Below are 22,403 nucleotides of genomic sequence, written 5' to 3' on the forward strand. Positions count from 1 at the left end.
GGCGAGGCAGGCTCAGTTGGCGGCTTCAACGGTGCCAATAAAGTTCGCCAGCTCCGCCGTCTGCGGGTTGGCAAACAACACCTTCGGATCCCCCACCTCATGCACCTTGCCGTGATGCATGAACACCAACTTGTCCCCCACTTCACGGGCGAAGCGCATTTCGTGGGTGACCATGATCAGCGTCATACCTTCCTTGGCCAATTGGCGCACCACGGCCAGCACTTCATTGACCAGTTCCGGGTCCAGCGCCGAGGTGATCTCGTCGCACAGCAACACTTTCGGTGACATCGCCAACGCCCGGGCAATCGCTACACGCTGCTGCTGGCCGCCGGAGAGTCGATCCGGGAAGGCGTCGAATTTCTCCCCCAGGCCCACGCGCTCAAGCATCTTGCGCGCCAGTTCAGCGGCTTTGGGCTTGGGCACTTTCTGCACCACTTGCGGGGCGAGCATCACGTTCTCGCCCACGGTCAGGTGCGGGAACAGGTTGAATTGCTGGAACACCATGCCGACTTTCTGCCGCAGGCTGCGCAAGTCGGCGCGGGCGGCGTCGAGGTATTCGCCGTCGACTTCGATCACCCCGTCGTTGATCGACTCCAGGCCATTGAGGGTGCGCAGCAGGGTCGATTTGCCCGAGCCGCTGCGGCCAATGATCGCCACCACCTGGCCTTCCTCGACGCTCAGGTCGATGCCTTTGAGCACGTGGTGATCGCCATAGTATTTATGCAGGGCGGAAATTCTAAGCAGAGGCATGCAGTCTCCTTTCCAGATAGCGCGCACTGAGCGACAAGGGGTAGCAGAGCAGGAAGTAGCCCAGGGCGACGAGGCCGTAGACCATGAACGGTTCGAAGGTGGCGTTGGCGAGCATGCCGCCGGTCTTGGTCAGCTCGGTGAAGCCGATGATCGAGGTCACCGCGGTGCCTTTGACCACTTGCACCGAGAAGCCCACGGTTGGCGCCACGGCGATGCGCAGCGCTTGCGGCAGGATCACGTAGCGCAATTGCTCCAGTGGATTGAGCGCCAGACTTGATGAGGCTTCCCACTGACCCTGCGGGATCGATTCGACGCAACCGCGCCAGATCTCCGCCAGGTAGGCGCTGGTAAACAGTGTCAGGGCAATCGCCGCCGCCATCCACGGCGAGATCTCAATCCCGGCCAATGCCACGCCGAAGAACACCAGAAACAGCTGCATCAGCAGCGGCGTGCCCTGGAACAACTCGATCCAGGTGCGGGCGATGTTGCTCGGCAAGCGGTTTTTCGAAATGCGCATGACCAGAATCAGCAGCCCGACCAGCCCGCCGCCGATGAAGGCCACCAGCGACAGCGCCAGCGTCCACTGCAGCCCGGTGAGCAGGTTGCGCAGGATGTCCCAGAAGGTGAAGTCGCTCATCGGCTGCTCCTCGCGATATAGCGGCGGCCGACCCAGTTCAGCAGTTGCCGAATCAGCAGCGCCATGCACAGGTAGATCAGCGTGGTCAGCGCATAGGTTTCAAAGGCGCGGAAGTTGCGCGACTGAATGAAGTTGGCGGCGAAGCTCAGCTCCTCGGTGGCGATCTGCGAACACACCGCCGAGCCAAGCATGACGATGATGATCTGGCTGCTCAGCGCCGGCCAGACCTTGCCCAGCGCCGGCAGCAGCACCACATGGCGGAACGCCTCGAAGCGCGTCATTGCCAGTGCGGCGGCAGCCTCCAGTTGCCCGCGCGGGATCGCCTGAATGCCGGCGCGGATGATCTCGGTCGAATACGCGCCCAGGTTGATCACCATCGCCAGCACCGCGGCCTGCCATTCGGAAATCTGCACCCCGAGCGAGGGCAGGCCGAAGAAGATGAAGAACAGCTGCACCAGGAACGGCGTGTTGCGGATCAACTCGACGTAGACGCCGAAGATTGCCGAGAACGGGCGGATGTTCCACGCCCGCACCAGCGCGCCGACGATGCCCACGCCGACCCCGAACAGTGCGCCAATGGCCGTCAGCTCCAGGGTGAACAAGGCGCCGCGCAGCAACAGGTCGGTGTTTTGCAGCACCGGCATGAAATCGAACTGATAAGCCATCGATTGTCTCCCGCGCGACCGATCAGAGATCGGCCGGCAGCGGCTCTTTGAGCCAGGTCTGCGAGTTTTTCTCCAGCGCGCCGTCAGCCTTGGCGGTGGCGAGGATCTCGTTGACCTTGCCCAGCAAGGCCGGCTCGTTCTTGTTCACGCCGACATAGACCGGCGAATCCTTGAGCTTCACTTTCAGGGCCGGCACGCGTTTCGGGTTCTTCTCGCTGATCGCCACCATCACCACGTTGCCGCTGGCGATCAGGTCGACCTGACCTGCGAGGTAGGCGGCGATGGTCGAGTTGTTGTCTTCGAAGCGCTTGATGGTCACGCCTTCGGGGGCGACTTTGCTCAGCTCGATGTCTTCGATGGCGCCACGGGTGACGCTGATGGTTTTGCCCTTGAGGTCGTCGAGCGTGGTGATCGCCGCGTCCGGCGGGCCGAACACGGCGAGGTAGAACGGCGCGTAGGCGTGGGAGAAGTCGATGACTTTCTCGCGCTCCGGGTTTTTGCCGAGACTGGAGATCACTAGATCGACCTTGCCGGTGGTGAGGAACGGGATGCGGTTGGTGCTGTTGACCGGGGTCAGTTCGAGCTTGACCTTGAGCTGCTCGGCCAGCAGTTTCGCCGTGTCGATGTCCAGGCCGCGGGGTTTCATGTCCGGGCCGACCGAGCCGAACGGCGGGAAGTCCTGGGGCACGGCGACTTTCAGCGTGCCGCGTTTGACCACGTCGTCCAGACCGTCGGCGTGAGCAGGGATCTGGCTGAGCAACAGGCTGGAAAACAGCGCGGCGAGGAGGGCTCGGTAACGCAGGGTCATGGCAAATCTCCGGATCGGCGGGAAGTGATTTCTGCGATCGGACACAGCACGCGTCATGCCAACCCCACGCCGAATGCCCCGCAGGCCGCGGATTCTGCGTGTTCGTTCGGTCTTACTGGTCTGAACAGTCAGGTTGGTTTTCGCACCCTGATAGCGCATCGCGGCAGGGCGCCGAACCCCGCTGGGGCACGACTTGCCGGATCCGGCGAATAGCTTTACAACTAGCCGCACCTTGGCCTGGCTCGTCTGAAAAACCATGAACTCGATCTCTCGCGCCGTACCTGAAGTGGCGCTGCAAGCGATTCGCAAACTGATCACCGAGCAGGGTTTCGGTGCGGGCGATGCGTTGCCCTCGCAACGGGATCTGGCCGTGCAACTGGGGGTCAGCCGGGCGTCGTTGCGTGAGGCGCTGTCGTCGCTCAGTGCGCTGGGCGTGGTCAGCATCCAGCCGGGCAAAGGCGTGTTCGTCCAGGCGCCGGTGGAGCTGGCGCGCGGCGAGAGCGCGCCGGGCTGGCCGTTTGCGGCGCAGGCCTCGCCGCTGGACATCTTTCAGCTGCGCTACGCACTGGAAGGGTTTGCGGCCGGGCTGGCGGCGGTGACCTTGAGCACCTTCGATCTGGATGCGCTGGAGGACAACGTCGCGGCGATGCGTGAGCAATTGAAGGCCGGCGACTTCGAGGCCGCAGCGAAACTCGACTTCGAATTTCACCGACGCATTCTGCTGGCCAGCGGCAATCAGGCAATGCTCAGCATCCTCACCGCCAGCGCCGAGATCTTTCTCGAGAGCCAGAAGCTACCGTTCATCCGTGCCGAACGGGCGATGGAAACCTGGCAGGAACACCGCAAGATCCTCCGCGCCCTGGCCCGCCGGGCGTCCGCTGCCGCCCAGAAAGCCATGCAGGAGCACGTGCGCAACGCGGCACTGCGCACCGGCATCGCCTTCGTTGCCCCCGCCACCGCGTGACATGAGCTATACCCAGACTCATGGGCCGCCATAGCAAGACTCAATCAACTGCAGCTTCCTGAACAAGGGAAGGGCGGATATGATGGGCCACGTTTTTTTGCTTACAACCTGGAGAATTCCATGAGCAGCGATCTGATCAAACACGTTAGCGACGCCAGCTTCGAAGCCGACGTACTCAAGGCCGAAGGCGCTGTACTGGTCGACTACTGGGCTGAATGGTGCGGCCCTTGCAAAATGATCGCTCCGGTTCTGGACGAGATTGCCGAGACTTACAAAGGCAAGCTGACCGTTGCCAAACTGAACATCGACGAAAACCAGGAAACCCCGGCCAAGCACGGCGTGCGTGGTATCCCGACCCTTATGCTGTTCAAGAACGGCAATGTTGAAGCGACCAAAGTCGGCGCCCTGTCGAAGTCGCAACTGGCTGCTTTCCTCGACGCCAACATCTAAGCGTCGCTGTAAAACGCCGAAAAAAAGCCTCGCAAATTGCGGGGCTTTTTGCGTATTCAGGGCTAGACGCTCCGAAACTCAGGTGGTACATTCGGCCCCGCACTGGTTTCTCCACTGCCCCCTGCTAGCCGTCGCCGACGCACTCCTTTTCGAACAAGTTCGCGATCCTGTCGCCTTCTCTGCGGCGCGGCCTCATTAAGCCAAAAGCTTAATTTCCCCCCCTCCATAAATGATTACGTCATTCCTATATGAATCTGACTGAACTCAAGCAAAAGCCGATTACCGAACTGCTCGAATTGGCCGAACAGATGGGCATAGAAAATATGGCCCGTTCGCGCAAGCAGGACGTGATTTTCTCCCTGCTGAAAAAGCACGCGAAAAGCGGCGAGGAAATCTCCGGTGATGGCGTGCTGGAGATTCTCCAGGACGGCTTCGGCTTCCTGCGCTCCGCTGACGCTTCCTACCTCGCCGGCCCGGACGATATCTACGTCTCGCCGAGCCAGATCCGTCGTTTCAACTTGCGCACCGGTGACACCATCGTTGGCAAGATCCGTCCACCGAAGGAAGGCGAGCGTTACTTCGCCCTGCTCAAGGTCGACACGATCAACTTCGATCGTCCGGAGAACGCGAAGAACAAGATTCTCTTCGAGAACCTGACCCCGCTGTTCCCGACCGTGCGCATGAAGATGGAAGCCGGTAACGGTTCCACCGAAGACTTGACCGGTCGTGTGATCGACCTGTGTGCACCGATCGGCAAAGGCCAGCGCGGTCTGATCGTTGCACCGCCGAAAGCCGGCAAGACGATCATGCTGCAGAACATTGCCGCGAACATCGCCCGTAACAACCCTGAAGTTCACCTGATCGTGCTGTTGATCGACGAACGTCCGGAAGAAGTGACCGAAATGCAGCGCACCGTGCGCGGCGAAGTGGTTGCTTCGACCTTCGACGAGCCGCCGACCCGTCACGTGCAGGTTGCCGAAATGGTGATCGAGAAGGCCAAGCGCCTGGTCGAACACAAGAAGGACGTGGTGATCCTGCTCGACTCCATCACCCGTCTGGCCCGTGCCTACAACACCGTGATCCCGAGCTCCGGCAAGGTCCTGACCGGTGGTGTCGATGCTCATGCCCTGGAGAAACCGAAGCGTTTCTTCGGTGCTGCGCGAAACATCGAAGAAGGCGGCTCGCTGACCATTATCGCCACCGCGCTGGTTGAAACCGGCTCGAAGATGGACGAAGTGATCTACGAAGAGTTCAAGGGTACCGGCAACATGGAACTGCCGCTGGACCGCAAGATTGCGGAAAAGCGCGTCTTCCCGGCCATCAACATCAACCGTTCCGGCACCCGCCGTGAAGAGTTGCTGACTGCCGACGACGAGCTGCAGCGCATGTGGATTCTGCGCAAGCTGCTGCACCCGATGGACGAAGTCGCTGCCATCGAGTTCCTGGTCGACAAGCTGAAAACGACCAAGACCAACGACGAGTTCTTCCTGTCGATGAAGCGCAAGTAACATCGCCGGTTGAACCGATAAAAAGGGCGTCCCCTTGGGGGCGCCTTTTTTTTGCATGAAATTTGTCCCGGCAATGGGAGGTTCTTGATCTGGTAAGGTCTGTGATCGGGCAATACGACAATCAGTCCTCACGCGCCTCTCTGACTCACGCTCGGGCTGTTCAAAAAATAACCATCTGATTGGCATTTAAAGATTTATGAGCACTCTCGCTTATCGAAGGGATATCGACGGCTTGCGCGCAGTCGCGGTGATCGCCGTGGTGCTGTTCCATTTTGGCGTCCCGGGGTTTACCGGCGGATTTGTCGGCGTGGACGTGTTCTTCGTGATCTCCGGCTACCTCATCACCTCGATCATCTGGAACCAGCGTCAGGCCGGTCGTTTCAGTTTCGTCGAGTTCTGGGCGCGGCGTGCGCGGCGGATTCTGCCGGCGCTGTTCGCAATGATCATCGCGGTGCTGGCGGTGGGCTGGTTCCTGCTGGCGCCCAAGGACTATGAAGAGCTGGGGCGCTCGGTGCGTTATCAGGTGACGTTCGTCTCGAACATCCTGTTCATGCGTCAGGACGGCTACTTCGATGTCGCCTCTGACCTGAAACCGCTGCTGCACACCTGGTCGCTGGCGGTGGAAGAACAGTTCTATATTGTCTTCCCGCTATTGCTGACGCTGCTCTCGAGTCGCTTGAAACACTGGCGACTGGCGCTGTTCGGGGTGCTGCTGGTGTCGTTCGGGCTGAGTGTGTGGGCCATCAACCATCACCCGGAAAAAGCCTTCTTCCTGCTGCCGATGCGCGCCTGGGAGTTGCTCGCCGGTGCCATGCTGGCGATTGCGCCGAAGCACGCCTGGCGCTTGAAACCGGCGGTCGCTCAGGCACTGAGCCTGCTGGGCATGGGGCTGATCCTGCTGGCGGTGTTCGTCTACGACAAGTCGACGCCGTTCCCGGGGACCACCGCGTTGTTGCCGGTGCTGGGCGTGGTGCTGCTGATTCTGGCCAACGGTCATCGCCAGACGGTGGTTGGTCAACTATTGAGCAGTCGGGTCATGGTCGGCCTCGGTCTGATTTCCTATTCCTGGTACCTGTGGCACTGGCCGGTGTTTGTGTTTTCCAGCTACGCCAGTGTCGATGAGCCGGGCGCGCTCGACACCGCCGGCTTGATCCTGCTGACGCTGGTGCTGGGCTATCTGTCGTGGAAATTCGTCGAAACCCCGTTCCGTGAACGGCGCCTGCTCGCGGGTCGGCGTCAGGTATTGCTGGCGGGTTTCTGCGGCATTCTGGTGCTCGGACTGGCCGGGCAATCGCTGCGCTGGACCGATGGCCTGCCGTGGCGTCTGTCCGATCAGGCGCTGCAATACGCCAAGGGTCGTGAGTGGCGGCCGGAGCTGATGGCGTGTCTGGCGGACGACAAGACCCCTGACGACAAGCTGTTCTGCCATTACGGCGTGACGGATCTGCCGACACAGGCGATGGTCTGGGGCGACAGTCATGCGACGGCGCTGATCCCGGTGTTCGATGACGGTGCCAAGGCCCACGGTGTCAGCGTGATTCTGGCCAGCTCCCCGGGGTGCATTCCGGTCGACGGGCTGGAGCATGACGGTGTGTGCGCGCGCTTCAACAAGCGGGTCGAGCAGGGGCTGAAAACCCGGGCGATCAGCGATGTGGTGCTGGTCGCGCGCTGGAGTCTGTATCTGTACGGCGACGCCAAAGGCGACCTGGGCCATGTGCTGAGAACGCCCGATGGTCGCTATGATCGCGCCGATGCCGAACGGCGTCTGGCAGAAGGTCTGCGCACGCGCGTGGCGCAATTGCGCGCGGCCGGGCATCGCGTATGGCTGGTGAAAGAGGCGCCTTTGCAGGCCTTCAGCCCGCCGTATCGACTGACGCGGCTGGCAATGCTCGATCGCCCGGTCGATGACGTCGGGCTGGACGCCGAGGCGCACCACAAGCGTCAGGTGTTCATCAGCCAGTTGTTCGCGCAGCTGGCGCAGGAGGATCCGGCGGTGCGCGTGGTCGATCCGGCGCCGCGGCTGTGCGATGACAAGGGCCTGTGCCACGCTGAACTCGGCGGTTATTCGCTGTACACCGATGACAATCACCTGTCCGAAGTCGGTGCGCGCTTCGTCGCGCCGATCCTCGAGCCGCTGTTTATCGGCCTGCAAGCCCGGGAAAACCTTGGAAAAGCGCAGACGAATGCTGCCAAGTAAGCAGCGACAGGCTGCCACAGACCGGCATAGCAGGTAGGATGTACGCCTATTTTGAGGGTGCCATCGTCAATGAAATTCAAGGATCTTCGGGATTTCGTGCAGCAGCTTGAGCAGCGCGGAGAGTTGAAACGCATCCAGATTCCCGTCTCGCCGGTGCTGGAGATGACCGAGGTGTGCGACCGCACACTGCGAGCCAAGGGCCCGGCGCTGCTGTTCGAGAAACCCACCGGCTACGACATTCCGGTGCTCGGCAACCTGTTCGGCACCCCTGAGCGGGTGGCGATGGGCATGGGGGCCGAGTCGGTCAGCGAACTGCGCGAAATCGGCAAGCTGCTGGCCTTCCTCAAGGAGCCGGAGCCGCCGAAGGGCTTGAAGGACGCGTGGTCGAAGCTGCCGATCTTCCGCAAGATCATCTCGATGGCGCCGAAAGTCGTCAAAGACGCGGTCTGCCAGGAAGTGGTCATCGAGGGCGACGATGTCGACCTGGCGATGCTGCCGGTGCAGACCTGCTGGCCTGGCGACGTCGGCCCGCTGATCACCTGGGGCCTGACCGTCACCAAAGGCCCGAACAAGGACCGCCAGAACCTCGGCATCTACCGGCAGCAAGTGATCGGCCGCAACAAGGTCATCATGCGCTGGCTCAGCCACCGTGGCGGTGCGCTGGACTTCCGCGAGTGGTGCGAGAAGCACCCGGGCCAGCCGTTCCCGGTCTCCGTGGCGCTGGGCGCTGACCCGGCGACCATCCTCGGCGCCGTGACGCCAGTGCCGGACAGCCTCTCCGAATACGCCTTCGCCGGCCTGCTGCGCGGTAACCGCACCGAACTGGTCAAGTGCCGGGGCAACGACCTGCAAGTGCCGGCCACCGCCGAGATCATTCTCGAAGGGGTGATCCACCCGGGCGAGATGGCCGATGAAGGCCCGTACGGCGACCACACCGGTTACTACAACGAAGTCGACAGCTTCCCGGTGTTCACCGTCGAGCGCATCACCCACCGGATCAAACCGATCTACCACAGCACCTACACCGGCCGTCCACCGGATGAGCCGGCGATCCTCGGCGTGGCGCTGAACGAAGTGTTCGTGCCGATCCTGCAGAAGCAGTTCCCGGAAATCACCGACTTCTACCTGCCGCCGGAAGGCTGCTCGTACCGCATGGCCGTGGTGACGATGAAGAAGTCGTATCCGGGGCATGCCAAGCGCGTGATGCTCGGTGTCTGGTCGTTTTTGCGACAGTTCATGTACACCAAGTTCGTTATCGTCTGTGACGACGATATCAACGCCCGCGACTGGAACGACGTGATCTGGGCCATCACCACGCGCATGGACCCCAAGCGCGATACGGTGATGATCGACAACACGCCGATCGACTATCTCGACTTCGCCTCGCCGGTCTCCGGCCTGGGGTCGAAAATGGGCCTGGATGCCACCCACAAGTGGCCGGGCGAAACCACTCGTGAGTGGGGCCGCGTGATCGTCAAGGACGACGCCGTCACCCAGCGGATCGATGCCATCTGGAATCAGTTAGGAATAGATTGATGCGTGTAACCCTGCAGCCCTCCGGAGCGGTGCTTGAGATACGGCCCGGCGAGCGGATTCTCGATGGTGCGCGGCGCCTGGGCTACGACTGCCCGCAAAGCTGCCGTAACGGCAATTGCCATGTGTGTGCGGCGCTGCTGGTTGAAGGCCGCGTCGAGCAGGCCGGCACGGTCCATGACCACGGCGAGTTCTACACTTGCATAGCCGAGCCGCTGGAAGACTGCATCCTGCTGTGGGATGGCGTGCTCGCGTTGGGAGAACTGCCGGTGCGCAGCCTGTCGTGTCAGGTCATCGAATGCCGGGACGTCGGCGGCGACACCTGGCGCGTGCGCCTGCGGGCGCCGGCCGGCAAGCCGCCGCGCTATCACGCCGGGCAATACCTGATGATCGAGCGTGAAAACGGCGAGAAGTCGGCGTTCTCCATGGCCTCGGCGCCGCACGGCGGGCGTGATCTGGAAATCCACGTGCTGGCCCGTGAAGCCAGTGCGCTGAGCCTGATCGAACAGCTGCAACGCAACCCGCTGGTGCGCGTCGAACTGCCGTTCGGCGACACCCACCTCGCCGAATTGCCTGACGGTCCGCTGGTGCTGATCGCCGCCGGCACCGGCATGGGGCAGATTCACAGCCTGATCGAACACTGCCGCGCCAACGGCTTCAAACACCCGGTGCATCTGTACTGGGGCGTGCGGCGTCCGGAAGATTTCTATGAAATCGAGCATTGGGATGAGTGGCTGAAGCTGCCCAACCTGTTCCTGCACAAAGTGGTCAGCGACCAGTGCGGTTGGGAAGGGCGCTGCGGGATGTTGCATCAGGCGGTGTGTGAAGACTTCGCGGACCTGAAGCCCTTGCACGTCTACGCCAGCGGCTCGCCGGCCATGGTCTACGGCACGCTGGATGCGCTGGTGGAAGCCGGCATGGACGCGCACCAGATGCGCGCCGACGTGTTCGCCTACGCGCCTCGCTCCTGAGCCTGAACGCCGCCTCTAGAAACGCACGCCGCTAGTCACCATCGCTGCATTGGCGCCGAGAAACACCAGCTCGGCGGCCAATGGGCCGTAGTGAGTGCCAACGGACGGAATGATCACCGGCGCAACGCCGTAGCGGTTCAGCGGAATCTTGTCCTTGTAATCACCGCGATAGCCCTGCAACAGCCCACCCGTGACCTTCAGGTAGACCGGATACTCGCTGCTGTCATAGCGCTTGCCGACATAGGCGTAGTTCGAGCGCTGGCGGAATGAGTTGCGAAACGTTGCCCCGCCAAATACCCAGCCGGACGCCTGATTGCGTTCAATGCCGATCAAGTCCTGATGGTTATTGTGTTCGGGGTCGGGTGAGTAATGTCGGGTATAGACACTGGTTTGGGCGTACCAGAAACCCTGGTCTTTTTCAGCGTCATCTTCAGCCAGCGCGTGGCCAGTCTGAATCACTAACAATGCGGCCAAAAGCCTTGATGTTTTCATAATGCAGCCTCGGTTAAACGGAATGGCTTGCGCCAGAGGAAGGCCGTTATACGTAGGCGTTCAGCGACGGGAAATACAGAAAGTCCGACAGTTTAGTCGGAAGTTTCCCGCATATTCTTGAATGAACCCTGAACGAGCGCAGGGCTTATGCATATTTCATTCGGGTATTTAAGATATTGGTGCAATGGTATTAGGCTATATAGAACCTGTTAGCCGAAGCGGATAATACCGTTTTAGCGCTATCGGGCCTGTCATACATCCTTTAGCACTTTTCGTTTTACAGTTACTGCTATATGTTCTATCCAGCGAATTGTGCTTACATCTTGTAATACTTGCGGGGCCGAACACTTCCGTCATGACAGCCATTGAATCTGCTTTTGTGAATCTGGCTTATCCTCCGCGGCTCGATCTGGGGCCGCAGCTGACCCACGAACAACTTCTCGTCTCGATGCAATCGACCATGGCGCGCCACAAGGGCGGACCGGTGTGGCTGTTCGCCTACGGGTCGCTGATCTGGCGTCCGGAGTGCACGGCGGTGGAGCGGGTGCGCGGGCGTGTCCATGGCTATCATCGCGGCTTGTACCTGTGGTCGCACGAGCATCGTGGAACGCCGGAAATGCCCGGGCTGGTGTTCGGTCTGGATCGTGGCGGTTCGTGCAGCGGCTTCGCCTATCGGCTGCCGGAAGAGAACCTCGACAGTGCGCTCTACGCGCTGTGGAAACGCGAAATGCCGTTCCCGTCCTATCGTCCGCACTGGCTCAACTGCCGGCTCGAAGATGGCAGTCAGGTGCAGGCTCTGGGATTTGTATTGGAGCGACACCTGCCCAGCTATGCCGGCAACTTGCCGGATCATGTGCTGAGTCAGGTGTTCGAAAGCGCTTGCGGGCGCTACGGCACTACTCGCGATTATGTCGAGCAGACCGTCCACGCCCTGCGCAGCCACGCCATGCCAGACCGGAATCTGGAGGCGCGGCTCAAGCGCTGTCAGTCAAAGGCTGATCAGGCGACGGCTTCGCGGCTCTGACTGGCGACTTGCTTGTGCCATAGCGTCGGGGCCAGGAAGGCCATCGACAGCAGGCAAGCGCCTACCAGCAGGACGAAACCACCGTCCCAGCCGAAGTGGTCAACGGTGTAGCCCATCGCCGCACTCGCGGCGACCGAACCGCCCAGATAACCGAACAGACCCGTGAAGCCCGCGGCAGTGCCGGCGGCTTTCTTCGGGGCCAGTTCCAGCGCCTGCAGGCCGATCAGCATCACCGGGCCGTAGATCAGGAAGCCGATCGAGAACAGCGCGATCATGTCCACGGTCGGGTTGCCGGCCGGGTTCAGCCAGTACACCAGTGTCGCCACGGTCACCAGCGCCATGAACACCATGCCGGTCAGGCCACGGTTGCCACGGAAGATCTTGTCCGACATCCAGCCGCACAGCAGCGTGCCCGGAATGCCCGCCCACTCGTAGAAGAAGTAGGCCCACGACGTCTTGTCGACGTCGAAGTGCTTGGCTTCTTTCAAGTAGGTCGGTGCCCAGTCCAGCACGCCGTAGCGCAGCAGGTAGACGAAGACGTTGGCGAGGGCGATGTACCAGAGCATTTTGTTGCGCAGCACGTATTTGACGAAGATTTCCTTGGCGCTGAATTCGTCTTCGTGGCTGGCGTCGTAGCCTTCCGGGTAATCGTTCTTGTACTTTTCGATCGGCGGCAGGCCGACCGATTGCGGGGTGTCGCGCATGGTGATGAAGGCAAACACTGCCACGCCCAACGCCACCGCTGCCGGTACGTAGAACGCTGCGTGCCAGTCGTTGAACAGGCCCATGCCGAGCAGGAACAGCGGGCCGATCAGACCGCCGCCGACGTTATGCGCCACGTTCCACACCGAGACCACGCCGCCGCGTTCCTTCTGCGACCACCAGTGCACCATGGTGCGTCCGCTCGGCGGCCAGCCCATGCCCTGGGCCCAGCCGTTGATGAACAGCAGGATGAACATCATGGTCACGCTGGACGTCGCCCATGGCGCGAAACCGAAAATGAACATCACCCCGGCCGACACCAGCAGGCCGAACGGCAGGAAGTAGCGCGGGTTGGAACGGTCGGACACCAGGCCCATGAGGAACTTGGACAGACCGTAGGCAATGGCGATGGCCGACATCGCCAGACCCAGGTCGCCCCGGCTGTAGCCTTCGTCGATCAGGTAAGGCATGGCCAGCGAGAAGTTTTTGCGCAGCAGGTAGTAACCCGCGTAGCCAAAGAAGATACCGGCGAAGATCTGCCAGCGCAGGCGTCGGTAAGTGCTGTCGATTTTTTCTTCAGGCAATGGAGCCTGATGTGCGGCAGGACGAAAGAAAGCAAACATTCAAGAGCTCCAGATTTCTTGTTTTGACTGCGGATGCGAATGTTACAGTTTCGTTACCGAAAATAGCACCGGTTCGCATTGGCAAAACAGTGGAAATGTTGGAATTCGAGCGTTCTTTTACGAACCTGTCGCTCAGCTGTAAGAACAGGACGTTTTCACCACTTATGAACATGGGGTGGCATAGACTCGCGGCCAGTTCAGCCGATTGATCAGCCGAGATAAGAAATGGCCCTGAAGGTTCGCATGTTGGTGCCGAGATTTTTGGTGGCCGCGGGGCTCGCCGTGGTGCTGCTGACATTGATCGTCACCGATCATCCTTCCCATTCCGGCCTGCGTAACGCGACGGTACTGATCATTCGTCATGCAGAAAAACCGGATGTCGGCTCGCTGCTCAACGCCCGGGGCGAACAGCGGGCGGCCGCCTACGCCGACTATTTCAACCCGTTGAAACTCGATGGCCAGACCCTGACTCCCCAGCGCTTGATCGCGGCCGGCGACACTCCGGAGAGTTCGCGCTCACGCTTGACCCTGACCCCGCTGGCTCAGCGCCTGAACCTTGCGATTGAGCAGCCCTACGTCAATGGCGACCTGCACCAACTGGTCAGGCTGTTGCGCAAGAGCAATCAGGCGTCGACGGTGCTGATCGCCTGGCACCACGGGCACATCAACAAACTGCTGAAAGCCTTCGGCGGCGACGCCACAGCGCTGATGGGGCAGGGAAAATGGCCGGATGATGTCTTCGACTGGCTGATCGTCCTGCGCTTCGACGACAAGGGTCGGCTGATTCCGTCTCGCAGCCTGAAGGTTCAGGAGCAGCTGTTGCCGGGCGATGCGGCACCGTCGCCCGGCGGTTGAGGCGACCTGCGCTGTCAGCGCACCTGCACCACCACCTTGCCCACTGCCTTGCGCTGCCCCAGGTCATTGATTGCCTGCGCCGCGTTGCTCAGCGGATACACCTGTGACACCAGCGGCTTCAGCTTGCCCTCGGCGAACCAGCCGAACAGTTGCTGGAAGTTCGCCGCGTTGTCCTGTGGCTGGCGCTGGGCGAAGGAGCCCCAGAACACGCCGAGCACCGCTGCGCCCTTGAGCAGGGCGAGGTTGACCGGCAGTTCCGGGATGCGCCCGCTGGCGAAGCCGACCACCAGCAGGCGGCCGTTCCAGGCGATGGCGCGTATGGCCTGGTCAAACAGGTCACCGCCGACCGGGTCGTAGATCACGTCGGCGCCCTGGCCGTCGGTGAGGCGTTTGATTTCTTCCTTGAGGCTGGTTTCGCTGTAGTTGATCAGTTCGTCGGCACCGGCCGCTTTGGCCACCGCGAGTTTCTCCGCGCTGCTGGCGGCGGCGATGACGCGGGCGCCCATGGCCTTGCCGATTTCCACCGCCGCCAGGCCGACGCCACCGGAAGCGCCGAGCACCAGCAGGGTTTCGCCCGGTTGCAGATTGGCCCGTTGCTTGAGGGCGTGCATCGAAGTGCCGTAGGTCATGCTGAAGGCGGCAGCGGTATTGAAATCCATCGACGGCGGGATCGGCAGGACGTTGTAGCCCGGCACCGCGACCTGCTCCGCAAAGCTGCCCCAGCCGGTCAGGGCCATGACCCGGTCACCGACCTTCAGATGGCTGATCTTTTCGCCCACGGCGCTGACCACGCCGGACGCTTCGCCCCCCGGGGAAAACGGGAAGGGCGGCTTGAACTGGTATTTGCCCTCGATGATCAGCGTGTCCGGGAAGTTGACCCCGGCGGCGTGCACCTCCAGCAGGATTTCGTTCTTCTTCGCGACAGGGCTGGCGACGTCTTCCAGCACCAGCGATTCGGCAGGGCCGAAGGCTTTGCACAGCACGGCTTTCATCAGGGCTATTCCTTTGGGAGTGATGGCCGATAAGTGTAGGTGTGTCAGTCAACGGGTCAACGAGCATGCCCGACCCTGATAGTCAGCCATAAGCTTGTGCTTGCGCGGCGGGCCGTTATGCTAGGCCGCAAACCGGATAAGGAGCGAATTGTGAAAGCGTGGATCATGTTGTTACTGGCCCTGTCTCTGCCTGTGGCAGCCCTGGCCGAAGAAGCCAAAGAAGGCGAGGCGCCGAAGGTCAATTACATCACCCTGAGCCCGCCGTTCGTGGGCAACTACGGGTTGGACGGCACGCCAAAGCTCAAGGTCTACAAGGCCGATGTGGCATTGCGTGTGACGGGCGAAGAGGCGACCAAACTGGTCAAGGCCAACGAGCCGCTGATCCGCAATCAACTGGTGGCGCTGTTCACCCAGCAGACGACTGAGGCGATGGGCAGCATCGAAGGCAAGGAAAAGCTGCGTCAGGAAGCCCTGAAACAAACCCAGCAAGTGATGAATGACGAGACCGGCAAGCCGGTGGTTGAAGACCTGTTGTTCAACAACCTGATCATTCAGTAAGCACGCTGGCCGCTGTTCAGGACGCCAGGCTCTTGCGAAAGCGTGCCAGCGCGATGAGGAAGAACAGCAGGCCGATGCCCGTCAGCGCCAGCAAGTCCGGCCAGACCACCCTCAGTCCGGCGTCGCGAAACAGTATCGCGGCGCTGAGGCTGACAAAGTGCGTGGACGGCGAGCCCTGCATGACCCACTGCAGCCACTGCGGCATGCTGTCCAGTGGCGTACTGCCGCCCGAGAGCAGCAACATCGGGATGATCACCGGAATTGCCAGCAGGCCGAACTGCGGCGTCGAGCGCGCCAGCGTCGCGAGGAAGATTCCCAACGCGGTGCTGGCAAACAGATAAACCGCGGTCACCAGCAAAAACAGGCTCATCGAGCCGGCCAACGGCACGCCCAATGCGCCTTTGACCACCACCTCCAGCGACAGCCAGGTGCACAGCACCACCACCAGCAGGTTGCTCCAGATTTTCGCCAGCATGATTTCCAGCGCCGTCAGTGGCAGCACCAGCAAATGGTCGAGCGTGCCGTGTTCGCGTTCGCGCAGCAGCGCCGTACCCGTGAGGATGATCGCCAGAATGGTGATGTTGTTGACGATCTGAATCACCGCCAGAAACCAGCCGCCCTCCAGGTTGGTATTGAACAGTGCGCGGGTGGTCAGTTGAATCGGCGTCTTGCTCGCGGCATCGCCCTGGCCGCCATAGTCCTGCAGTTCACGCTGGAAGATCCGGCCGATGTAACCCGCGCCCATGAACGCCTGGCTCATGGCGGTGGCGTCCACATTGACCTGAATGGCCGGGTGCCGCGCCGCCAGCAGGTCGGTTTGAAAACCTGCCGGAATGTTGATCACGAAGGTGTACTGGCCGCTGTCCATGACCTGGTCCAGTTGCGGGTAAGGCAACAGCACCGGCGGCTGGAACTCTGGCGGTTGCAGGGCTTGGGCCAACTGGCGCGAGAGCGCGCTGTGGTCTTCGTCGACGATCGCTACGCTGGCGTTGTGCACGCCGATCACTGAGCCGGCGGCGGGCATGTAGATCGCCACGGTGAAGGCGTAGAACAGGAACAGCAGCAACACGCTGTCGTGGCGCAGGCTGGTCAGTTCCTTGAGTCCCAGGCGCAGGATGTGCGCGAACTTGTGCATTCAGGCCTCCTGCTTTTTCAGCATGACCAGGCTCAGCCCGGTGAACCCGACAAAGAACCCGAACAGCGCCAGGCACTGCGGCCACAGCTGCCGCAGGTCCAGCGCTTTGGTGAACGTGCCCACCGCGATGTCGAGGAAGTGCCCCGCCGGAAACAGCATGCCCATCACCGCGGCCGCACCTTCCAGCGACGAGCGCGGCACGATCAGCCCGGAGAACTGGATGGTCGGCAGGCTGGTGATGATCATGGTGCCGAGGATCGCGGCGATTTGCGTGCGAGTGAACGCCGAGATCAGCAGGCCCATGCTGGTGGTCGCCAGCACGTACAGCAGGCCGCCGAAGGCCAGTGTCAGCAGGCTGCCCTTGAACGGCACGCCGAACAACCAGCGGTTCATCGCCACCAGCAGCACCAGATTGACCAGGCTGACCAGCAGGTACGGCGCCTGTTTGCCGAGCAGAAACTCCAGACGGGTCAGGGGCGTGGCGTAGAAGTTGGTGATCGAGCCCAGCTCTTTTTCGCGGACGATGCCCAGCGCCGTCAACATCCCCGGAATGAACGCCAGAATCAGCGCCATGACCCCAGGGCCGATGGCGTTGACGCTGACCACATCCTGGTTGTAGCGAAAGCGGGTTTCCAGGCTGGCGCCCGTCTGATGATGCATCGCGGGGCTGCTCTGCTCGGCCAACTGTTGCAGATTGGCCAGGTGCACGGCTTCAACATAGTTGCGGCTGGTCTCGGCGCGAAACGGCATGCCGCCATCCAGCCACGCCGCCACCGCAGGCTGGCGCCCGGCGTACAGGTCGCGGCCGAATCCAGGCGGGATTTCCAGCGCGAGTTTGATCTCCGAGCGTTGCAGGCGGCGGTGCAGCTCTTGAGCGTCGTGGATGGTCGGCCGCTCATCGAAGTAGCGCGAGCCGCGAAAGGCTTCCAGATAGGTTCGGCTCTGCGGTGTCTGATCCTGGTCGTAGACGGCGAACGCGAGGTTTTCCACGTCGAGGGAAATCCCGTAGCCGAAAATCACCATCATGAAAATCGCCCCCGCCAGGGCAAAGGCCATGCGCACTTTGTCACGCAGCAGCTCCTTGCCTTCGCGACTGGCCACCGCCAGCAGGCGACCGAGGCTGAAGCCGCGCTGTTTGAGCGGCGGCGCGGCGGCCACTGGCGCGGTCGGCGGTTCACTCGCGGGAGGCGAGTCGGCGGTGCCCTGAGCTTGTTCCAGACACGTTACGAAGGCGGCTTCCAGCGTTTCTCCGGCGAACTGACGTTGCAGCGCCGCCGGGGTGTCGCACGCCAGGACCTTGCCGGCGTGCATCAGCGAGATGCGGTCGCAGCGCTGGGCTTCGTTCATGAAGTGAGTGGAGAGGAAAATCGTCACGCCTTGCTCGCGGGACAGTTCGATCAACAGTCGCCAGAAGTCATCGCGGGCTGCGGGGTCGACACCGGACGTCGGCTCATCAAGGATCAGCACTTCCGGGCGGTGCAACACTGCCACCGCCAGCGACAGACGTTGACGCAGCCCAAGGGGCAGGGCGCCTGACGGCTGATCAGCAACGCCGCGCAGATTGAAGCGCTCGATCAACGCTTCGATGCGTGGCGCGCTTTCGGCCTTGGGCAAGTCGAACAGCCGGGCATGCAGCTCAAGGTTCTGCCGCACACTGAGTTCGCCGTACAGCGAAAAGCTCTGGGACATGAAGCCGACTCGCTTGCGCGTGGCCAGGTCCTTGGCGTCCACCGGGTTGCCCAGCAGTGTCGCGCTGCCCTCGCTGGCCGGCATCAGCCCGGTCAGGACTTTCATGGTGGTGGTTTTGCCGCAGCCGTTGGAGCCGAGAAAGCCGAAAATCTCGCCGCGACCGATGGCGAAGCTGACGTGATCCACGGCGGTGAAGTCGCCGAAGCGCAGCGTCAGGTCGTGGGCCTCAATCGCGATATCGGTGGTGCCGCCGCTGCGTGGCGGAATCACCAGCGGCTGAGCATCATGATGACTGTCGCCCTGGAAATGGGTGAAGGCCTCATCGAGTTTGCCGCTGGGGGTGACGGCGGCCAGCTCGCGGCTCAGGCCGGTGGCAATCAACTGGCCGTTGTCGAGCATCAGGCAATGCTCGAACTGTTCGGCTTCCTCCATGTAAGCGGTGGCGACCAGCAGGGTCAGCTGCGGGCGCTGGCGCCGTACGTCGTCGATCAACTCCCAGAAACGCCGGCGTGAGAGCGGGTCGACGCCGGTGGTCGGTTCGTCGAGGATCAGCAGATCCGGCTCGTGAATCAGCGCGCAGCACAGGCCGAGTTTCTGTTTCATGCCGCCAGACAACTTGCCGGCGGGGCGCTCGGCGAATTTCAGCAGGTCGGTGGCGAGCAGCAGGTTGTGCATGCGCTGCTCGCTATCGGCTTTCGACAGGCCGAACAGCGTGGCGAAGAACTGGATGTTTTCGCGGATCGACAGCTCGGGATACAGGTTGCCGCCCAGTCCCTGGGGCATGAAGGCGATGCGTGCATACAACGTGTCGCGGTGACGACGCTGCTGAATCGGCCCGCCGAGCACGTCCAGTTGCCCCTGTTGCAAGGCCTTCACCCCGGCGATCAGCCCCAGCAGGCTGGACTTGCCCGCCCCATCGGGGCCGATCAGCCCGCAACGGGTGCCGGCGGGCAGGCTGAAGGTGATATCGCTCAGTGCTTGCTGTTTGCCGTAGCGGTGCGCGATAGCGTTCGCCTGAACCGCGAGGCTGCTCATTGCAAATTGGCCGGCCAGGCAATCGGCGCCGTGCGCACATAACCCGCGCCGGGCATGCCCGGTTTGGCCTGCGGTACGGCGCTGGGCTGGGTCAGGCGCAGCTTGACGCGGAACACCAGTTTTTGCCGCTCGTCGCGGGTCTCGACTTCTTTGGGGGTGAACTGCGATTTGCCGGCGACGAAACTGATCTTCGCCGGCAACGGCTTGTCGGGCAGGGCATCGAGCAGCACCCGCGCCTCGTCACCCACCGTCAGGCGTCCGGCCACGGAGGCTGAGAGGTAGAGGTTCATGTACTGGTCGTTGGGATCGATCAGCAGCAACACCCGGCCACCGGCCCCCAGAACTTCGCCGGGCTCGGCCATGCGCAACTGGATCACCCCGTCAATCGGCGCGCGCAACTGGCTGTCGTCGATCTCGCTGGTCAGCTGCGCGACCTGGGCCTGCGCCGCACCGATTGCCGCACTGACGGCCGAGACCTGGGCGCGGGCCGCCGTCACCGCGGCGTTGCCGGTGCCAATGCGCGACTGCAATTGATCGATGATCTGGGCGCTGACGTAACCGTGTTTGAACAGTGATTGCGAGCGCCCGAGTTCCTGCTGGGCCAGCAGCAGTTCGCTCTGGCGCAACTGCACATTGGCCTGGGCGGCGTTGAGGTTTTCCCGGGCGCGCAAGACTTCGGCTTCGGCCTGATTACGCTGGGCTTCGAGGGTACGGGTGTCCATGCGGGCGAGCAGTTGGCCCTTGTCGACCTTGTCGCCTTCATCCACCAGCACCTCGGCCAGGCGCCCGGGTGTCTTGCTGGCGATCTGCACTTCGGTGGCTTCCAGGCGCCCGTTGCCCATCGACAGTCCTTCGACCAGACGGCTGCTGACCGACAGCCAGTAACCGAATCCGCCAGCAGCGGCGAGCAGCACCAGAAGCGAACCGGCGTATAAAAGGGAAGAGCGGCTGTGCGTCGACATGGGGGCATCCTGCGGCTGTGGCGTCCAGTCTGACTGTTCAAGCGTTCCATTCGCTTGATATCAATCAAATGAGCGCCAAGCCTAGCCCCTTTTTGCCGGTAAAAACCGTGACCGGGGAGTTCTCAGCGCAAGCCGAGCACCGTGGCCCACTGTTCGGCCGTCACGGGCATCACCGACAGACGACTGCCTTTTTGCACCAGCGGCATGTCGGCCAGTGCGGTCTGCTGCTTCAGATAATCAAGCTTCAACACCCGGGCAAACGTCTCGACGTGCGCCACATCAATTGCGCTCCAGGCGTTTTTTTCTGGTGTGGCTTTCGGATCGAAGTAATGGCTTTCTGGCTCCAGTGCGGTGGGATCCGGGTACGCCGCCTGAATAATCTTGCCGATTCCGGCGATCCCCGGCTCCGGGCAGCTGGAGTGGTAGAAAAAGAACTCATCCCCCACCGCCATCGCCCGCAGGAAATTGCGCGCCTGATAGTTGCGAACCCCGTCCCAGCGCGCTGTGCCGAGTTTCTCCAGACCTTTGATCGAGAGTTCATCGGGCTCGGATTTCATCAGCCAATAGGCCATGTCTTGTGCTCCTCAAGCGGTCGTTGGGCAGGTTGTCGGGCAATTTTATGACAAACCGACGGTCGGTTGACGTCAGCGTTTGCGCCGAGGTTCACGTTGTCGCAAAATGCCGGCCTTTAAAGCTTGACGCTGCTGCACGGCTACGAACGGAACCGCTGCTGTCATCGTGATGATCTGCCTTGAGGGGGGCAATCGATGAAACGCAAACCGGATTTGCTATGGACTTTGGTTATTTTGTTCGGCTTGGGCGTCGTGACCACCGGCTATGCGCAAAGTCTGTGGACGAGCAAGACCGATGCTCCGATAGAAGTCGCACAACAGGTTCAACAGTCGACCGCCTTCAAGCGCTGAAACTGCCTTTTCGACGCCGCTGATCTGCGCGGCGTCTATCCCGCGAAGTACCAAGCCTTGTCAGTGACCGTGCCTTGTAACGGTACATCCCAGCTCGCCTGCGCCAAGCGTTCGACCTTCTGACATTCATGGGCAAGACCCAATAGCGTCGGCTTGCGCCAGTTCTTGCGCCGCGCCAGATACGCCAGGCTGCGATCATAGAATCCACCGCCCATCCCCAGCCGTCCGCCGACGTCGTCAAAACCCACCAACGGCAACAACACCAGATCCAGCGTCCAGATCTTGCGCTGATGGGCAAGATTGGCCCGTGGTTCGAGAATGCGGAAGCGATTGGGCTTGAGCTTGTCCCCAGGGCGAATGCGCTGAAAGACCATTTTGGTGCGCGGCCAGGCGCTGAGCACCGGCAGATAAGTGGCCTTGCCGCGACGCTGGGCTTCGCGCAGCAGCAGGCGCGGATCGATTTCACCGTCGGTGGGCAGATACAGGGAGAGGTGTCGCGCCCGGCGAAAGTGCGGGTCTTGCGCCAGTTGGCGGAACAGGCCCTTGGCGGCCTGGCGTTGCTCACTCGGCGTCAGCGCGCGGCGCGCCTTGCGCAGCAGGCGGCGGAGTTGCGGGCGGGGCAGCAGCGCAGGTTCGGTCATGGTTCGGCTTCGGCAGTTGAGGGCGAAAACGCACGCATAAAAAATCCGATGCCGGCAAAAACCGGCATCGGATTCGAATCAGGCTCCCCGGATGAACCGCTGTCAACTTAGCCCTTGAACCCGAAAGTTCAAGGTGGAAGATGCAGTAGACTTTAAGGCTTTCCGTCTGGCGGACATGCACACCAGCCCAACGTGCAACTTCCAGGGTAGTGCGAATCGGCTCAGGGACATCGTCAACTGGCAAGCACCCCAGGGAGTGCCGCGAGTATACCTCAAGCGGCCAGTTGAA

At 61.8% G+C, this 22,403-nt stretch carries 22 protein-coding genes and 1 other RNA gene; 10 read left to right on the plus strand and 13 right to left on the minus strand.

From position 1 onward, the window contains the following. Nucleotides 1-12: 12 nt before the first annotated feature. Genes J5M57_RS17755 through J5M57_RS17770 form a run of 4 tightly spaced genes read right to left on the minus strand, consistent with a single transcriptional unit; the run spans nt 13 to nt 2,860 of the window. Entirely contained in the window at nt 13-750 is a 738-nt protein-coding gene (locus J5M57_RS17755) for an amino acid ABC transporter ATP-binding protein (protein ID WP_207848329.1), read from the minus strand. Then, entirely contained in the window at nt 737-1,387 is a 651-nt protein-coding gene (locus J5M57_RS17760; RefSeq protein ID WP_207848330.1) for an amino acid ABC transporter permease, read from the minus strand. Before J5M57_RS17760 ends, J5M57_RS17755 begins: the two co-directional genes overlap by 14 nt. Continuing rightward, the gene (locus J5M57_RS17765) at nt 1,384-2,052 is read right to left on the minus strand and encodes an amino acid ABC transporter permease (protein ID WP_064589753.1); all 669 of its coding nucleotides are present in this window, start codon (nt 2,050-2,052) and stop codon (nt 1,384-1,386) included. Before J5M57_RS17765 ends, J5M57_RS17760 begins: the two co-directional genes overlap by 4 nt. Nucleotides 2,053-2,074: 22 nt before the next feature. Beyond that, on the minus strand, nt 2,075-2,860 hold the full coding sequence (locus J5M57_RS17770; protein WP_207848331.1) for a transporter substrate-binding domain-containing protein: 786 nt from the start codon (nt 2,858-2,860) through the stop codon (nt 2,075-2,077). A 256-nt stretch (nt 2,861-3,116) separates the two neighbouring features. Between J5M57_RS17770 and J5M57_RS17775 the strand changes: the two genes are divergently transcribed. The 6 genes from J5M57_RS17775 to J5M57_RS17800 all read left to right on the plus strand — a co-directional run bounded on the left by J5M57_RS17775 (nt 3,117) and on the right by J5M57_RS17800 (nt 10,483). Further along, entirely contained in the window at nt 3,117-3,824 is a 708-nt protein-coding gene (locus J5M57_RS17775) for an FCD domain-containing protein (RefSeq protein WP_064589751.1), read from the plus strand. A gap of 120 nt (nt 3,825-3,944) precedes the next feature. Then, nucleotides 3,945-4,274: a thioredoxin TrxA gene (gene trxA, locus J5M57_RS17780; RefSeq protein ID WP_003206727.1), complete on the plus strand. Its 330-nt coding sequence runs from the start codon at nt 3,945-3,947 to the stop codon at nt 4,272-4,274. 248 nt (nt 4,275-4,522) lie between these two features. Next, nucleotides 4,523-5,782 carry a transcription termination factor Rho gene (rho, locus tag J5M57_RS17785; RefSeq protein ID WP_003229334.1) on the plus strand — a complete coding sequence of 420 codons (1,260 nt, stop codon included), beginning with the start codon at nt 4,523-4,525 and terminating at the stop codon, nt 5,780-5,782. Between the two features lie 196 nt (nt 5,783-5,978). Continuing rightward, nucleotides 5,979-7,979, plus strand: coding sequence for an acyltransferase family protein (locus J5M57_RS17790; protein ID WP_207848332.1), 2,001 nt, complete (start codon nt 5,979-5,981; stop codon nt 7,977-7,979). Between the two features lie 69 nt (nt 7,980-8,048). After that, nucleotides 8,049-9,515, plus strand: a complete 1,467-nt coding sequence (gene ubiD / locus J5M57_RS17795; protein WP_064589749.1) for a 4-hydroxy-3-polyprenylbenzoate decarboxylase — start codon at nt 8,049-8,051, stop codon at nt 9,513-9,515. Beyond that, nucleotides 9,515-10,483 (plus strand): CDP-6-deoxy-delta-3,4-glucoseen reductase, encoded by a 969-nt coding sequence (locus J5M57_RS17800; RefSeq protein WP_083367591.1) that lies wholly within the window; start codon nt 9,515-9,517, stop codon nt 10,481-10,483. The genes ubiD and J5M57_RS17800 overlap by 1 nt, the downstream gene beginning before the upstream one ends. 15 nt (nt 10,484-10,498) lie before the next feature. Here J5M57_RS17800 and J5M57_RS17805 read toward each other — a convergent pair whose 3' ends face one another. Continuing rightward, nucleotides 10,499-10,975 (minus strand): sn-glycerol-3-phosphate transporter, encoded by a 477-nt coding sequence (locus tag J5M57_RS17805; RefSeq protein ID WP_169842986.1) that lies wholly within the window; start codon nt 10,973-10,975, stop codon nt 10,499-10,501. A 355-nt stretch (nt 10,976-11,330) separates the two neighbouring features. On the opposite strand from J5M57_RS17805, the gene J5M57_RS17810 reads away from it, so the two are divergent. After that, nucleotides 11,331-11,999 (plus strand): gamma-glutamylcyclotransferase, encoded by a 669-nt coding sequence (locus J5M57_RS17810; RefSeq protein ID WP_064589746.1) that lies wholly within the window; start codon nt 11,331-11,333, stop codon nt 11,997-11,999. On the opposite strand, the gene glpT is transcribed toward J5M57_RS17810, so the two are convergent. After that, the gene (glpT, locus tag J5M57_RS17815) at nt 11,975-13,324 is read right to left on the minus strand and encodes a glycerol-3-phosphate transporter (RefSeq protein ID WP_064589745.1); all 1,350 of its coding nucleotides are present in this window, start codon (nt 13,322-13,324) and stop codon (nt 11,975-11,977) included. The two genes, J5M57_RS17810 and glpT, sit on opposite strands and share 25 nt — an antisense overlap. Nucleotides 13,325-13,549: 225 nt before the next feature. Here glpT and J5M57_RS17820 point away from each other — a divergent pair, with 225 nt between their 5' ends. Then, complete coding sequence (locus J5M57_RS17820) at nt 13,550-14,179, plus strand: flagellar basal body-associated protein FliL (protein ID WP_207848333.1); 630 nt, start codon at nt 13,550-13,552, stop codon at nt 14,177-14,179. 14 nt (nt 14,180-14,193) lie between these two features. Here the strand turns inward: J5M57_RS17820 and J5M57_RS17825 are convergent, their stop codons facing one another. Then, nucleotides 14,194-15,171 (minus strand): NADPH:quinone oxidoreductase family protein, encoded by a 978-nt coding sequence (locus J5M57_RS17825; protein ID WP_064589743.1) that lies wholly within the window; start codon nt 15,169-15,171, stop codon nt 14,194-14,196. A 150-nt stretch (nt 15,172-15,321) separates the two neighbouring features. Between J5M57_RS17825 and J5M57_RS17830 the strand changes: the two genes are divergently transcribed. After that, nucleotides 15,322-15,729: a flagellar basal body-associated protein FliL gene (locus tag J5M57_RS17830; RefSeq protein WP_027610485.1), complete on the plus strand. Its 408-nt coding sequence runs from the start codon at nt 15,322-15,324 to the stop codon at nt 15,727-15,729. A 16-nt stretch (nt 15,730-15,745) separates the two neighbouring features. Here J5M57_RS17830 and J5M57_RS17835 read toward each other — a convergent pair whose 3' ends face one another. The 4 genes from J5M57_RS17835 to J5M57_RS17850 form a co-directional block, all read right to left on the minus strand. Then, nucleotides 15,746-16,864, minus strand: coding sequence for an ABC transporter permease (locus tag J5M57_RS17835; protein ID WP_207848334.1), 1,119 nt, complete (start codon nt 16,862-16,864; stop codon nt 15,746-15,748). Continuing rightward, nucleotides 16,865-19,588: a ribosome-associated ATPase/putative transporter RbbA gene (gene rbbA / locus J5M57_RS17840; RefSeq protein ID WP_207848335.1), complete on the minus strand. Its 2,724-nt coding sequence runs from the start codon at nt 19,586-19,588 to the stop codon at nt 16,865-16,867. It lies immediately after the preceding gene. Continuing rightward, on the minus strand, nt 19,585-20,550 hold the full coding sequence (locus tag J5M57_RS17845) for an HlyD family efflux transporter periplasmic adaptor subunit (protein WP_169842992.1): 966 nt from the start codon (nt 20,548-20,550) through the stop codon (nt 19,585-19,587). Before J5M57_RS17845 ends, rbbA begins: the two co-directional genes overlap by 4 nt. A 122-nt stretch (nt 20,551-20,672) precedes the next feature. Next, nucleotides 20,673-21,122 carry an EVE domain-containing protein gene (locus J5M57_RS17850; RefSeq protein ID WP_207848336.1) on the minus strand — a complete coding sequence of 150 codons (450 nt, stop codon included), beginning with the start codon at nt 21,120-21,122 and terminating at the stop codon, nt 20,673-20,675. A 195-nt stretch (nt 21,123-21,317) separates the two neighbouring features. Between J5M57_RS17850 and J5M57_RS17855 the strand changes: the two genes are divergently transcribed. Further along, nucleotides 21,318-21,473, plus strand: coding sequence for a hypothetical protein (locus J5M57_RS17855; RefSeq protein ID WP_086792358.1), 156 nt, complete (start codon nt 21,318-21,320; stop codon nt 21,471-21,473). A 35-nt stretch (nt 21,474-21,508) separates the two neighbouring features. Here J5M57_RS17855 and J5M57_RS17860 read toward each other — a convergent pair whose 3' ends face one another. Next, nucleotides 21,509-22,114, minus strand: coding sequence for a 5-formyltetrahydrofolate cyclo-ligase (locus J5M57_RS17860; RefSeq protein WP_207848337.1), 606 nt, complete (start codon nt 22,112-22,114; stop codon nt 21,509-21,511). An 80-nt stretch (nt 22,115-22,194) separates the two neighbouring features. Further along, nucleotides 22,195-22,373: non-coding RNA, 6S RNA (gene ssrS / locus J5M57_RS17865), on the minus strand. Nucleotides 22,374-22,403: the final 30 nt, after the last annotated feature.

Source organism: Pseudomonas sp. 86_A (assembly GCF_017491705.1).
GTDB classification, from domain to species: domain Bacteria; phylum Pseudomonadota; class Gammaproteobacteria; order Pseudomonadales; family Pseudomonadaceae; genus Aquipseudomonas; species Aquipseudomonas koreensis.

Coding starts and splice junctions, on each gene's coding strand:
- J5M57_RS17755 (WP_207848329.1), bottom strand. CDS start 750: ATGCCTCTGCTTAGAATTTCCGCCCTGCATAAATACTATGGCGATCAC.
- J5M57_RS17760 (WP_207848330.1), bottom strand. CDS start 1,387: ATGAGCGACTTCACCTTCTGGGACATCCTGCGCAACCTGCTCACCGGG.
- J5M57_RS17765 (WP_064589753.1), bottom strand. CDS start 2,052: ATGGCTTATCAGTTCGATTTCATGCCGGTGCTGCAAAACACCGACCTG.
- J5M57_RS17770 (WP_207848331.1), bottom strand. CDS start 2,860: ATGACCCTGCGTTACCGAGCCCTCCTCGCCGCGCTGTTTTCCAGCCTG.
- J5M57_RS17775 (WP_064589751.1), top strand. CDS start 3,117: ATGAACTCGATCTCTCGCGCCGTACCTGAAGTGGCGCTGCAAGCGATT.
- trxA (WP_003206727.1), top strand. CDS start 3,945: ATGAGCAGCGATCTGATCAAACACGTTAGCGACGCCAGCTTCGAAGCC.
- rho (WP_003229334.1), top strand. CDS start 4,523: ATGAATCTGACTGAACTCAAGCAAAAGCCGATTACCGAACTGCTCGAA.
- J5M57_RS17790 (WP_207848332.1), top strand. CDS start 5,979: ATGAGCACTCTCGCTTATCGAAGGGATATCGACGGCTTGCGCGCAGTC.
- ubiD (WP_064589749.1), top strand. CDS start 8,049: ATGAAATTCAAGGATCTTCGGGATTTCGTGCAGCAGCTTGAGCAGCGC.
- J5M57_RS17800 (WP_083367591.1), top strand. CDS start 9,515: ATGCGTGTAACCCTGCAGCCCTCCGGAGCGGTGCTTGAGATACGGCCC.
- J5M57_RS17805 (WP_169842986.1), bottom strand. CDS start 10,975: ATGAAAACATCAAGGCTTTTGGCCGCATTGTTAGTGATTCAGACTGGC.
- J5M57_RS17810 (WP_064589746.1), top strand. CDS start 11,331: ATGACAGCCATTGAATCTGCTTTTGTGAATCTGGCTTATCCTCCGCGG.
- glpT (WP_064589745.1), bottom strand. CDS start 13,324: ATGTTTGCTTTCTTTCGTCCTGCCGCACATCAGGCTCCATTGCCTGAA.
- J5M57_RS17820 (WP_207848333.1), top strand. CDS start 13,550: ATGGCCCTGAAGGTTCGCATGTTGGTGCCGAGATTTTTGGTGGCCGCG.
- J5M57_RS17825 (WP_064589743.1), bottom strand. CDS start 15,171: ATGAAAGCCGTGCTGTGCAAAGCCTTCGGCCCTGCCGAATCGCTGGTG.
- J5M57_RS17835 (WP_207848334.1), bottom strand. CDS start 16,864: ATGCACAAGTTCGCGCACATCCTGCGCCTGGGACTCAAGGAACTGACC.
- rbbA (WP_207848335.1), bottom strand. CDS start 19,588: ATGAGCAGCCTCGCGGTTCAGGCGAACGCTATCGCGCACCGCTACGGC.
- J5M57_RS17845 (WP_169842992.1), bottom strand. CDS start 20,550: ATGTCGACGCACAGCCGCTCTTCCCTTTTATACGCCGGTTCGCTTCTG.
- J5M57_RS17850 (WP_207848336.1), bottom strand. CDS start 21,122: ATGGCCTATTGGCTGATGAAATCCGAGCCCGATGAACTCTCGATCAAA.
- J5M57_RS17855 (WP_086792358.1), top strand. CDS start 21,318: ATGAAACGCAAACCGGATTTGCTATGGACTTTGGTTATTTTGTTCGGC.
- J5M57_RS17860 (WP_207848337.1), bottom strand. CDS start 22,114: ATGACCGAACCTGCGCTGCTGCCCCGCCCGCAACTCCGCCGCCTGCTG.